This window comes from Ensifer sp. (assembly GCF_035999135.1).
Classification (GTDB): Bacteria; Pseudomonadota; Alphaproteobacteria; order Rhizobiales; family Rhizobiaceae; genus Ensifer.
Genome location: NZ_DASYGZ010000229.1, coordinates 1 through 12,051 on the forward strand (window position 1 = coordinate 1; position 12,051 = coordinate 12,051).

Annotated in this window: 12 protein-coding genes and 1 pseudogene; 9 read left to right on the plus strand and 4 right to left on the minus strand. The window is 63.8% G+C overall.

All coding sequences use genetic code 11. The annotated features are described in order from the left end of the window. The first annotated feature begins 112 nt into the window (after positions 1–112). The 6 genes from hemC (at position 113) to VGO12_RS30355 (ending at position 6,041) form a co-directional block, all read left to right on the plus strand. Positions 113–1,042, plus strand: a complete 930-nt coding sequence (gene hemC / locus VGO12_RS30330; RefSeq protein ID WP_327516448.1) for a hydroxymethylbilane synthase — start codon at positions 113–115, stop codon at positions 1,040–1,042. 4 nt (positions 1,043–1,046) lie between these two features. Beyond that, positions 1,047–1,760 (plus strand): uroporphyrinogen-III synthase, encoded by a 714-nt coding sequence (locus VGO12_RS30335; protein ID WP_327516449.1) that lies wholly within the window; start codon positions 1,047–1,049, stop codon positions 1,758–1,760. A 102-nt stretch (positions 1,761–1,862) separates the two neighbouring features. Continuing rightward, positions 1,863–3,146 carry a hypothetical protein gene (locus VGO12_RS30340; protein WP_327516450.1) on the plus strand — a complete coding sequence of 428 codons (1,284 nt, stop codon included), beginning with the start codon at positions 1,863–1,865 and terminating at the stop codon, positions 3,144–3,146. A gap of 9 nt (positions 3,147–3,155) precedes the next feature. After that, positions 3,156–4,805 (plus strand): heme biosynthesis protein HemY, encoded by a 1,650-nt coding sequence (locus tag VGO12_RS30345; RefSeq protein ID WP_327516451.1) that lies wholly within the window; start codon positions 3,156–3,158, stop codon positions 4,803–4,805. A 23-nt stretch (positions 4,806–4,828) separates the two neighbouring features. Beyond that, positions 4,829–5,311, plus strand: a complete 483-nt coding sequence (locus tag VGO12_RS30350; RefSeq protein WP_327516452.1) for a TerB family tellurite resistance protein — start codon at positions 4,829–4,831, stop codon at positions 5,309–5,311. Position 5,312: 1 nt separating this feature from the next. After that, positions 5,313–6,041: a glutamine amidotransferase gene (locus tag VGO12_RS30355; RefSeq protein WP_327516453.1), complete on the plus strand. Its 729-nt coding sequence runs from the start codon at positions 5,313–5,315 to the stop codon at positions 6,039–6,041. 13 nt (positions 6,042–6,054) lie between these two features. Here VGO12_RS30355 and VGO12_RS30360 read toward each other — a convergent pair whose 3' ends face one another. Then, positions 6,055–7,302 (minus strand): MFS transporter, encoded by a 1,248-nt coding sequence (locus VGO12_RS30360; protein WP_327516454.1) that lies wholly within the window; start codon positions 7,300–7,302, stop codon positions 6,055–6,057. A 236-nt stretch (positions 7,303–7,538) separates the two neighbouring features. Between VGO12_RS30360 and VGO12_RS30365 the strand changes: the two genes are divergently transcribed. Both VGO12_RS30365 and VGO12_RS30370 read left to right on the plus strand, forming a co-directional pair. Further along, positions 7,539–7,832: a YggT family protein gene (locus VGO12_RS30365; protein WP_327516455.1), complete on the plus strand. Its 294-nt coding sequence runs from the start codon at positions 7,539–7,541 to the stop codon at positions 7,830–7,832. A gap of 6 nt (positions 7,833–7,838) precedes the next feature. Then, a pseudogene (locus VGO12_RS30370) lies at positions 7,839–8,147 on the plus strand (DUF167 family protein); the annotation flags it as partial. Positions 8,148–8,158: 11 nt separating this feature from the next. On the opposite strand, the gene ppa reads toward VGO12_RS30370, so the two are convergent. Continuing rightward, positions 8,159–8,692 carry an inorganic diphosphatase gene (ppa, locus tag VGO12_RS30375; RefSeq protein ID WP_327499799.1) on the minus strand — a complete coding sequence of 178 codons (534 nt, stop codon included), beginning with the start codon at positions 8,690–8,692 and terminating at the stop codon, positions 8,159–8,161. 160 nt (positions 8,693–8,852) lie between these two features. Between ppa and VGO12_RS30380 the strand changes: the two genes are divergently transcribed. After that, entirely contained in the window at positions 8,853–9,452 is a 600-nt protein-coding gene (locus VGO12_RS30380) for a hypothetical protein (protein ID WP_327516456.1), read from the plus strand. Between the two features lie 39 nt (positions 9,453–9,491). Here the strand turns inward: VGO12_RS30380 and VGO12_RS30385 are convergent, their stop codons facing one another. Both VGO12_RS30385 and typA read right to left on the minus strand, forming a co-directional pair. Beyond that, on the minus strand, positions 9,492–9,998 hold the full coding sequence (locus tag VGO12_RS30385; protein ID WP_327499801.1) for a GNAT family N-acetyltransferase: 507 nt from the start codon (positions 9,996–9,998) through the stop codon (positions 9,492–9,494). Positions 9,999–10,206: 208 nt separating this feature from the next. Beyond that, positions 10,207–12,033: a translational GTPase TypA gene (gene typA, locus VGO12_RS30390; RefSeq protein WP_327516457.1), complete on the minus strand. Its 1,827-nt coding sequence runs from the start codon at positions 12,031–12,033 to the stop codon at positions 10,207–10,209. Positions 12,034–12,051 lie beyond the last annotated feature (18 nt).

The window sequence follows — 12,051 nt, forward strand, 5'->3', positions numbered from 1 at the left end:
CTTGTTTCTATGCCGAGGATGCGCAGGGGCGGAGACATCAGGAACTACTCAAAGATTGCGGTCGCACCGAAAGGTGGGTACACGGAACTCCGGTAACAATGGATAGCCTTTGATGCAAACAAAACCTTTCCGGATCGGCACGCGCGGCAGCCCGCTGGCGCTCGCCCAGGCCCATGAAACGCGCGATCGCCTCGCCGCAGTGCATGGTCTTGCGCCGGAAATGTTCGAGGTCGTCGTGCTCTCGACCAAGGGCGACCGCATCACCGATCGCTCGCTTGCGGAAATCGGCGGCAAGGGCCTTTTCACCGAGGAAATCGAGCAGCAACTGCTGTCGGGCGAACTCGATTTCGCCGTGCACTCGTCCAAGGACATGCCGACGAAGCTGCCCGATGGCCTCTGTCTTTCCGCCTATCTTCCGCGTGAAGATGTCCGCGACGCCTTCATCGGCCGCACGGCGCCAAGGCTGCTGGAACTTCCAGACGGCGTCACCGTCGGCTCGTCCTCGCTCCGCCGCCAGGCGCTGATCCGCCGCCTCAGGCCCGACATCAACGTCATCACCTATCGCGGCCAGGTGGAGACGCGGCTTCGAAAACTCGCCGAAGGCCAGGTGGATGCCACACTGCTCGCCTATGCCGGGCTGAAGCGGCTTGGCATGACCGACGTTCCGACCGAACTGCTCGATCCGGAGGCGTTTCCGCCGGCACCGGCGCAAGGGGCGATCTGCATCGAGAGCCGGATCGGCGATCGCCGCATCAACGATCTGCTTGCAGCGATCGACGATGCGCGCACCCACGAGGCGGTCGCCTGCGAGCGCGGCTTCCTGGCGACGCTCGACGGCTCCTGCCGCACGCCGATCGCCGGCCTTGCCGTATCGGACGGCACCCATCTGCGCTTTTCCGGCATGATCCTGACGCCGGATGGCCGCACCCATCACCGTGCGGCCATCGAAGGCAAGACAGCCGACGCCGAAGCGCTTGGCCAAAGGGCCGGCGAGGAGATCCGCGCCAAGGCCGGCCCCGGCTTCTTTGCAAGCTGGTCTTGAGCCGATGCGCGTGCTCGTCACCCGGCCGCTTCCCGCCGCCGAGACGACGGCACGCCGGCTACAGGCTGCCGGCCACCAGCCTGTCCTCTTGCCGATGATGCAGGCGACGCATCTCCCTGCCGCCGCTGAAGCGGCGCTCAAGGCCGAGCATACGGCCATCGTGCTGACCAGCGCTGAAGCCTTGAGGGTTCTCGCATCGCTCGGTGACGGCTTGAAGGATCACCTGACGAAACCGTGTTTCTGTGTTGGCGAGGCGACCGCGCGCGCCGCAAAAGCTCTCGGCTTCACCGATATCCGCACCGGCCAGGGAACCGGCGAAGCGCTCGCCGAAATGATCGCTGCGACGATCGCCACTCCGGTGAAGCGACCCCTGCTTTACCTCGCCGGAACGCCGCGCTCCGAAGCGTTGGAAAAGACGCTGAGTCAGAGCGGCATCGACCATGATGCGGTGGATTGCTACCGCATGGACCCGATCCCCTACCGGCCCTCGGCCTTTCACGACGCCATCCGCTCTGGCCCGTTCGATCGCGTGCTGGTCTATTCGCGCGCGACGGCGCGACGGCTTTCCGATCTCCTGTCGGAAGCCGGCCTTGCCGCGCCCTCTTTCGCCTCGCGCTACCTTTGCCTCAGCGCCGAAATCGCCGAAGCTTTGCCGGGCAGCGCTGTGCGCGAGATTGCCGCAAGGCCCGATGAAGACAGCCTTATCAGGCTTCTCTAACGTCGAATTCATCCAAAATTGGAACGAAGGGGCTTTCCCTCCCCGTTCCGGCTGACTAGGTTTGAGAGAAGAGCCGACAGGCACCAACGGTAAGAGGTCACCATGGTATCGGAAAACCCGCCGCGCCGCTCGAAGTCCGAGAAGGAACCGCTGACGATCGACCTCGAAGCGGAAAAAACCGTCGCGGAACCGTCCGAGGCAGAAGCAGGCCGCGAGACCATCGTGGAAACGGCAAGCCCTAACGCCGAAGGCGATGCCAACGCGGATGATGCGCCGGCCGACCGCAGCGATGACAGCATCGCCAGCTCCCGTCTTCAGGAAGAAATCGAGGAGCAGCGCGCCGATGCGGCGGCCGATGCCGCCGCCGCCGCTTTTGCCGAAGAGCCGCCCCACGTCGTAACCCGTGAGCCGGAACCGACAGCCCAACCGAAACCCGTATCCAGCTCCGGCGCGCTCGCTGCAGGTATCGTCGGTGGCCTGGTGACACTGCTCGGCTTCGGCGGCCTGCAATATGCCGGCTTCATTCCGGCGCTCGGACCGGATCGCGGCGCTTCCTCGACCGTTTCGACGGAATTGCAGGCGCTGCGTGACCAGATCGCAGGCCTGCCCACACCGGCCGCCGTCGTCGACAACACGGCCCTTGAAGGCCGTATCGCCGCCCTGGAGCAGTCCGGCGCTCAAGGCGGGTCCAACGCCGCCGCCAGCGCGGAAGCAGAGGCGCTGAAGGCGCAGGTGGACAACCTCACCAAGGAGATCGCCGGCCTCAAGTCCACGCTCGCCGACGCTCAAACTGCGGCAACCGCCGAGAAGGCGGAACTCACAAGCCGCATCGAATCGGCCGAGCAGAAGCTGAACGAGCCGGTCAACGACATCCAGATGGCCAAGGCCGTTGCGGTCACGGCGCTCAAGTCCGCGATCGATCGCGGCGGTCCGTTCCTCGCCGAGCTCGACGCGTTGCGCAGCATTGCGCCGGACGAGCAGGCCGTGGCAGGACTGGCGCAGGACGCCCAGGTGGGCGTGCCGACACGCACCGATCTGCGCCGCGAATTCCCGGGGGCTGCCGACGCCATGCTCGACGCCCTCAATCAGCCCGACCCGAACGAAGGCATTTTCGATCGGCTCGTGTCGAGCGCCATGTCCGGCATTCGTGTGCGCCCGGTCGGCAGCGTCGAAGGCGAGACACCGGAGGCTGTGATCGCCCGCATCGAGGACAAGTTGAACAATGGCGACCTGAAGGGTGCGGCACTGGAATGGCAGGGCTTGCCGGCCGCCGCCAGGCCGGCGGGCGAGGCCTTCAAGGCCAAGCTGGACCAGCGCCTGCGCGTCGAAGGCGTGATCGATGCCGCCGTCGCCGCGACGATGGCGAAACCAGGCACAGCAGGCTGAGGAAGACACATGATCCGCATACTGCTTTTCATCCTCATTGTCCTCGGCCTCGGCCTCGGCTTCGCATGGCTTGCCGATCGCCCCGGCGAGCTCTCGCTCGTCTGGCAGGGACAGCTCGTCGAGATGAGCCTCATGCGTGCGGCTTCGCTGCTGATCTCGCTGATCGCCGCGGTGCTGATCGCGGTCTGGCTGGTGCGCACCGTCTGGCTGTCGCCGCACACCGTCACCCGTTACTTCCGCGCCCGCAAGCGCGACCGCGGCTACCAGGCGCTCTCGACCGGCCTGATCGCGGCCGGCGCCGGCGACGCCAACCTTGCGCGCAAGATGACGGCCCGCACCCGCGGGCTGATCAGCGCCGACCAGGAACCGTTGATCCACCTGCTCGAAGCGCAGACGGCGCTGATCGAGGGCAAGTACGACGACGCCCGCCGCAAGTTCGAACTGATGGCCGACGATCCGGAAACCCGTGAGCTTGGCCTTCGTGGTCTTTACCTCGAAGCCAAGCGGCTCGGCGCCCACGAGGCTGCCCGGCAATATGCCGAGCGCGCCGCCGAAAAGGCGCCGCACCTGCCCTGGGCAGCGCTTGCGACGCTCGACAGCCAGAGCCAGGCCGGGCACTGGGACGACGCCTTGCGCCTGCTCGACCAGAGCCGTGCCGCCCACGTGGTCGACCGCAAGGAGGCCGACCGCAAGAAGGCGGTCTTGCTCACCGCCCGGGCGATGACGAAGCTCGACGGCGACCTGAAATCGGCGCGCGACGATGCGCTTGCAGCCCTCAAGCTCGACGATCACCTGGTGCCTGCAGCACTTACCGCCGCCAAGGCGCTGTTTCGCGAGGACAATCTGCGCAAGGGAACCTCGATCCTCGAAAAGAGCTGGAAGCACGATCCGCATCCGGATGTGGCCCGGCTCTACGTGCGCGCCCGCGGCGGCGACACGGCCGTCGATCGCCTGAAACGGGCCCGCAAGCTCGAGGCGCTGAGACCAAACAATGCCGTCGCCATGGCCGCCGTCGCCGAAGCCGCGCTCGAAGCGCGGGAACTGCTGCTGGCCCGTACCAAGGCGGAAGCCGCTGCAAGGCTCGATCCGACCGAAAGCGTCTTCCTGCTGCTGGCCGACATCGAAGAGGCCGATACCGGAGACGAGGGCCGCATCCGCCACTGGATGGCGCAGGCGCTGAAGAGCCCGCGCGATCCGGCCTGGACCGCAGACGGCGTGACGTCACCGACCTGGCTGCCGGTTTCGCCGGTCAGCGGCCGGCTCGACGCCTTTGAGTGGAAGGCATCGCCGCATACCCTTTCGGCGACCGTCGATCACGATCAGTCGACTGCCGACGAGGCGATCCGCAGCCTGCCGGCAGTCGCCGTCGAGCCGCATGCGCACGAACCGGCGCCGGTGGCAAGACGCGAAGAGGCGCCCGTCATCCTTGAGGCCGTGCGCGAAGAACCGGTTCAACCGACACCGGCAATGAAGGTCGTCGAGCGCAAGCCCGAGCCGGTTGTCGACAAAGCCCCGGTCAAAACGCGAACCAAGGAAGAAAATGCCAATGGCGAGCAGATGCCCGATCCATTCTTCGGGAGGCCGCCTGACGATCCTGGCGTCCGCGATCCGACAAGCGCCGAGCAAGTGCCGGAAAAAGCCGGCTTCCGATTGTTTTGAGTTCAAGGGGCTGGGCAGAATAGATGTTTGAACGCTTGCGGACGTTTCTCGACGGGCTTACGGGCCCGGCGACGCGCATACAGCATGGCGATCCGAGGGTGGCGGTCATCGCGCTCTGCTTCCAGGTCATGGAGGCCGATGGCCGGATCCTTTCGTCCGAGCGGCGCAAGATGCGCAAGGTCATCAAGGAGCACTACAAGCTCGACGACGCCTCGCTCTCCAAATTAATCGAAGCCGGCGAGACCGCCGAGAGCGAAGCGATCGATTTCTACCAGTTCACCGCCGAGATCAAACGCCACCTCTCCGAGGAGCAGCGGGTCGAACTGGTGGGCATGCTCTGGGATATCGTCTACGCCGACGGCGAGCGCAGCGAGATGGAAGACCACGTGATCTGGCGGATCGCCGATCTCTTGGGCGTCTCCGGCCGCGACCGGGTGCTCATGCGGCAGGAGGCTGCGGCGCGGAGCAATGCCGCCGTGGAAACAGAGCCGCAACAGGAAAACTGAAATGCCGATACCGGACGAAAGCACCCGAGACCCGGTCCTGATCATTCTGCATCAGGAGCGATCGAGTGCCGGCCGCGTCGGGCAGATCCTGGAACAGAAAGGTTTTCGGCTGGATATTCGCCGTCCGGCGCTCGGCGACGACCTGCCATCGACCCTGGAACGCCACAGCGGCACCATCGTCTTCGGTGGCCCGATGAGCGCCAATGACGAGGAAGAGTTCGTCCGCCGCGAGATCGACTGGCTGTCCGTGCCGCTCAAGGAGAACAAGCCCTATCTCGGCATTTGCCTCGGCGCGCAGATGCTGGCGCGCAATCTCGGCGGCTCCGTCGCGCCGCATCACGAAGGCATGACCGAGATCGGCTGGTATCCGCTGGTTGCGACCGAGGCCGGCAAGGCGCTGATCGACTGGCCTGATATGGTCTACCATTTCCATCGCGAGGGGTTCGACCTGCCCGCTGGAGCCGAGCTGCTCGCAACCGGCGACACCTACCCCAACCAGGCGTTCCGCTATGGCGAAAACGCCTGGGGCATCCAGTTCCATGGCGAACTCACCCGCGCGATGATGCATCGATGGGTCGTGCACGGCGCGCACCGCTTCGAACTGCCGGGCGCCCAGATCGGCAAGGCCCACCTCGACGGCCGCATGCAGCATGATGGCCCCTTGCGCACCTGGATGGAGAACTTCCTCGACCTGATCTTCCTGCGCGACGAGCGACCGCAGGCAACGTGAAGGCCGTGGTAGGCTAAAGTTGCTTGTGATGTTCCGGCACGTCGAGCGTGTCGATCTTGCGCAGTTGCGGGAAGCCGAGCGCCCAGAGCCCCGAGACCAGCAAAGTCCCCATGCCACCGAATGCGACGGCAAAGACCGCGCCGAAGCCGGACGCCATCATGCCGGCGCGGAATTCGCCGAGCTCGTTCGATGCGCCGATGAAGACCATGTTGACGGCATTGACCCGGCCGCGCAGCTCGTCGGGCGTCCAGAGCGTGATCAGCGTCTCGCGCACGTAGACCGAGATCATGTCGGCGGCCCCCATGACGATGAGGGCCGCAATCGAAATCCAGGGCGTGGCGGATAGCCCGAAGATGATCGTGCCAAGACCGAAGAGCGCCACGCCGACGAACATGTAGAAGCCGGCCCGGTGGCGGATCGGGTGGGCGGCAAGCCAGATAGCCATGCTGACGGCGCCGATGCCTGGTGCCGCCCGCAGCAGGCCAAGGCCCCAGGGACCGAGTGCCAGAATATCGCGGGCAAAGACCGGCATCAGCGCGACGGCGCCGCCGAGCAGCACGGCGAAGAGATCGAGCGAGATGGCGCCGAGCACCACCTTTTCCGCCTTGATGTAGCGGAAGCCGGCGGTGATCGTCTTCCAGCTCTGGGCCGAGGGTGCGGTGCGGGTCGCCGGCTTCGGAATGGCAAAGACCATGAGGGCTGCTGCGAGGAAGAAGCAAAGGCCGACCGCATAGGGAACGACGGAACCGAGCGCATAGATCAGGCCGCCTGCGACCGGGCCGACGATCATCGCCGTCTGCCAGGAAGTCGAATTCCAGGCGATCGCATTGGGCAGGTCCTCCGGCGGCACCAGGTTCGGCGCCAGCGACTGCGACGCCGGTGCGAGAAAGGCGCGCTCGATGCCGAAGACGACGAGGACCGCATAGACAGGCCAGGGCGAGAACAGGCCGGTGACCGTCAGCATCAAGAGGGCTGCGGCGCAAAGCGTGCTGACGACCATGCAGATGCCCATGATCATGCGCCGGTTGTAGCGATCGGCCACGGACCCGGTGACGAGGATCAGCACCAGCGACGGCAGAAACTGGAAAAGACCGATCAGCCCGAGATCGAAGGGATCGCGCGTCAGGTCGTAGATCTGCCAGCCGACGGCCACCGAGATGATCTGGATCGCGAAATAGGCGAGGAACCGCGAGAAGAAGTAGCGGCGGTAGCCGACATGCCGGAAAGCGGCAAAACGATGCGAGGCATGAACGGCGGACATCGGGGAGGCGCTCCTAGGGCGCGTCGCGCAAAACTGCGCAGCGGTTCGGCAAAAACGACATGCGACAAATCAAACCCGTGGCACGCGGAGCAGATCCGGTCGATCGCCACGCGCGCTCACGAAGACCGACCTTCGTGCGGCCTCATGTTAAACATGATCGCGCGCGATAAACCGGCGTACTTGCTCGTTTAGGTCTCAATGTCTACATGTCTGTCAATAACGATTTGGAGACCGGCATGCTTGCTGTCATCGGCACCTTGAATTTCATCATCAACATCGCGTGGTTTCTGGTCATCGCGTCGGCTATCTTTTCCTGGCTCTACGCGTTCAACGTCATCAACGTGAACAACCAGGCGATCAACATGATCGGCCGCTCGCTCTACCAGCTGACCGAGCCGCTGTACCGTCCGATCCGCCGCGTGCTGCCCAACATGGGTGGCGTCGACCTGTCGCCGCTGGTGGTGCTCGTGATCCTCTACTTCATCCAGCTCTTCCTCAACACGACGATCGCGCCGGCCCTGCTCGGCTGACGATGGATGACCAGGCCGGCCTTCACCGCGCATGGCGATCATGTGCGCCTGACGGTACGGCTGACGCCGAATGGCGGTCGTGATACCATTGATGGCCTGGAGACGGCTGCAGACGGTGAAGAGCACCTGAAGGTGCGCGTGCGCGCCATACCGGAGAAAGGCAGGGCCAACCAGGCCCTGCTTGCTTTTCTGGCCAAGGCGCTCGGGCTGCCCAAGGGCAAGCTCTCCCTCATCTCAGGCGAAACGCAGCGCAAAAAAATCCTCCGGATCGCGGGCGATCCGGAGGATTTGATGCGGCGTCTTGCCGATCTGATCGGCAAATGGGCTTACTTGGCGCCCTTGGCGCGCTCGACGGCTTCCGCGATCAGTTGCTTGGCGACGGAAGCGTCCTTCCAGCCGAAGATCTTGACCCACTTGCCGGGCTCCAGATCCTTGTAGTGCTCGAAAAAGTGCTCGATCTGCTTCAGCGTGATTTCCGGCAGGTCGGTGTATTCATGCACCTTGTCGTAGCGCTGGGTCAGGTGACCCGACGGAACGGCGATGATCTTTTCGTCCTTGCCGGAGTTGTCTTCCATCATCATCACGCCGATCGGGCGGACGTTGATGACGCAGCCCGGAACCAGCGGACGGGTGTTGCAGATGAGAACGTCGATCGGGTCGCCGTCATCCGAGAGCGTGTGCGGCACGAAGCCGTAGTTCCCCGGATAATGCATCGGCGTGTAGAGGAAGCGGTCGACGACCAGCGTGCCGGCTTCCTTGTCCATCTCGTACTTGATCGGATGGCCGCCGACAGGAACTTCAACGATCACGTTGACATCTTCTGGTGGATTCTTTCCGATGGAAATCGCGTCGATGCGCATGGATCTACTCCAGGGTCGGTTTGAGAAGTTTGCCCGTCGGATAAAGGGAAACATGCCGCGATGCAACATAACTTTCGTTTCTAGTGCAGATTCAACCGGTCGTTTCGCGCCTGCCGAACGACTTCTATAGGTCTCCAGATCGCGTCCGAGGGAGTTCACGATGAACGGAAGGGTTGTATCGCTGTCGCTGGTTCTCATGACTGCGGGACCAGCAGTCGCCAACGAGAGCGTCTACATCGACATCGGCCGCGACAAGTGCAAGACGATCGCGGAGGAGGAAGGCATGTATTCGCTGATGACCTGCCCCGGTCATGGCGACTACCCTGTCCGGTTCAAGGAAGTCGACATCCGCCAGAGCGTCTCGTTCGGCCACATCAACCAGCGCTATGCCGATGACGCGTTCGAGAGCTTCATTCCGTTCAACCATGCCGGCGCGACGGTCGAGTGGCGCATCGACAAGGATGACAGGCCCGTCGCGACGATCCTGCGCTGGTTTATCGAGAACACCGACGCTTCGGGCGCGTCGGTCCCGGCCCTTCAGGGGCAGGTACTCGTGGTCTCCAGGGTTGCGCAGAAGGCCGATGGCAAGGGCTGCGTTGCCGGTTATGTCGATGCGCTGGCCAATCCGGATCCGAACGCGCTTGCCCGCAAGGTCGCAGACGAGGTGGCACCGACCTTCCGCTGCGGCGTCGACAAGCCCGGCTATCACGGCGTGCGGGGCGACAAGGCCGCCGAACCCAACAACGAGCTGCCCGAATAAGTCTCTGGTTTCAGTGATTTGCCGAAAGCGTGCCGGCGTTCAGTTCCAGACGAAGCCGACCTTCTTCAGGTGCTTGTCGCCGAAATCTTCCATGCCTTCGGCAATATCCGTGCCACCGGCGCCCTGGAAAAACTGGTAGGCATGCTCGCTGTCCTCGAGGCACCAGACGACAAGGCCACGGCAGCCGAGCGAGCGCAGCAGGCTCTTCGCCTCGCCGAAAAGGACGCGTCCGAGACCGATGCCTTGATATTCGGGCCTCAGATAGATCTCGTAGATTTCGCCTTCCTGCGGCAGCGCCTTGGCACGGCTGAGACCGAGTGTTGCATAGCCGGCGATGGTTCCGGCCACGTCGACGACGAGCAGCGTCGCAGGGCCGCGGGTCGCCTTGCGCCACCAGGTCTCGTCGCGGCGGTTGACCATCTGGACGAGCGGACGGTGGGGGATGAGACCGCCATAGGCCTGCAGCCACGAAACGCGGTGCACATCGGCGATTGCCGACGCTTCCTGCGGCTCTCCCGGCCGAATCTCTATCGAAACAGTCTTCATGACTCGCGACTCTAAACACACACAAGGCGAACAGGAATCCCGCCCGGTTGCCGCCCGGCGTTAACCCACAGGCAACTTTAACGGCACCCGATGGAAGGTTAACGCCTTTTTAACTTTATCCGCAAGTCGCCCATCGGTGGCACACACAGCAAAAAACCCCGGATCGCTCCGGGGTTTTTTAGAAAGCTATTCTGATCGCTGAGAGCTATCAGGCGGCGCCGGCGGTGCGGGCCTTCTCGAAACGCTTGCGGTCGTTCGGGTCGAGGTGCAGCTTGCGCAGGCGGATCGACTTCGGCGTGACTTCGACGAGTTCGTCGTCCTGGATCCAGGAGAGCGCGCGCTCGAGCGTCATGCGGATCGGCGGCGTCAGGCGAACGGCTTCGTCCTTGCCGGCGGCGCGCATGTTGGTGAGCTTCTTGCCCTTGAGAACGTTCACTTCGAGATCGTTGTCGCGGGTGTGGATGCCGATGATCATGCCGGCATAGACCTTCTCGCCGGCGTCGATGATCATCGGGCCGCGGTCTTCCAGGTTGAACATCGCGTAAGCAACCGATTCACCGGAATCGTTCGACAGGAGTACGCCGTTGACGCGACCACCGATCTCGCCCTTGTAGGGCTGGTAGGCGTGGAACAGGCGGTTCATGATCGCCGTGCCGCGGGTGTCGGTCAGAAGTTCCGACTGGTAGCCGATGAGGCCGCGGGTCGGAGCGAAGAACACGAGGCGAACGCGGTTGCCGCCCGACGGACGCAGCTCGACCATTTCGGCCTTGCGCTCGGACATCTTCTGGACGACGACGCCGGAATGCTCTTCGTCAACGTCGATGACGACTTCTTCGATCGGCTCGAGCAGCTGGCCGCTGTCGTCCTTGTGCATGACGACGCGCGGACGCGAGACGGCAAGCTCGAAGCCTTCGCGGCGCATGGTTTCAATGAGAACCGCAAGCTGCAGTTCGCCGCGGCCCGACACGAAGAACGAATCCTTTTCGGAGGATTCCTCGATCTTCAGCGCAACGTTGCCTTCGGCTTCCTTGAACAGGCGGTCGCGGATGACGCGGCTCGTGACCTTGTCGCCTTCGGTACCGGCGAGCGGCGAGTCGTTGACGATGAAGGACATGGTAACGGTCGGCGGGTCGATCGGCTGTGCGGTCAGCGCTTCGGCAACCGACGGGTCGCAGAAGGTGTCGGCAACGGTACCCTTGGTGAGACCGGCGATCGCGACGATGTCGCCCGCATGCGCTTCTTCGATCGGCTGGCGTTCGATGCCGCGGAAGGCGAGGATCTTCGAGATGCGGCCGTTTTCGAGCAGCTTGCCGTCCTGGCCGAGAACCTTGACGGCCTGGTTCGGCTTCAGCGAACCCGAATGGACGCGGCCGGTGATGATGCGGCCGAGGAAGGGGTTGGCTTCAAGGATCGTGCCGATCATGCGGAACGGGCCTTCTGCAACCGTCGGCTCCGGAACGTGCTTGAGCACGAGATCGAGCAGCGGCGCCATGCCCTGGTCCTTCGGGCCTTCCGGGTTGACGTTCATCCAGCCGTCACGGCCCGAACCGTAGAGGATCGGGAAGTCGAGCTGCTCGTCAGAAGCGTCGAGGTTGGCGAAAAGGTCGAAGACTTCGTTGATGACTTCTTCGTGGCGACCGTCCGGACGGTCGATCTTGTTGATCGCGACGATCGGCTTCAGGCCGACCTTCAGCGCCTTGCCGACGACGAACTTCGTCTGCGGCATCGGGCCTTCGGACGCGTCGACGAGAACGATGGCGCCGTCCACCATCGACAGGATGCGCTCGACTTCACCGCCGAAGTCGGCGTGGCCGGGAGTGTCGACGATGTTGATGCGGGTTCCCTTCCACTCGACCGAGGTCGCCTTGGCGAGAATGGTGATGCCGCGCTCTTTTTCGATGTCGTTGGAGTCCATGACGCGTTCGGCAACGCGCTGGTTTTCGCGGAACGAGCCCGACTGCTTCAGGAGCTCGTCAACAAGGGTCGTTTTCCCATGGTCGACGTGCGCGATAATCGCGATGTTACGAATGCTCATTTTTCGTCTCGGAAGGTT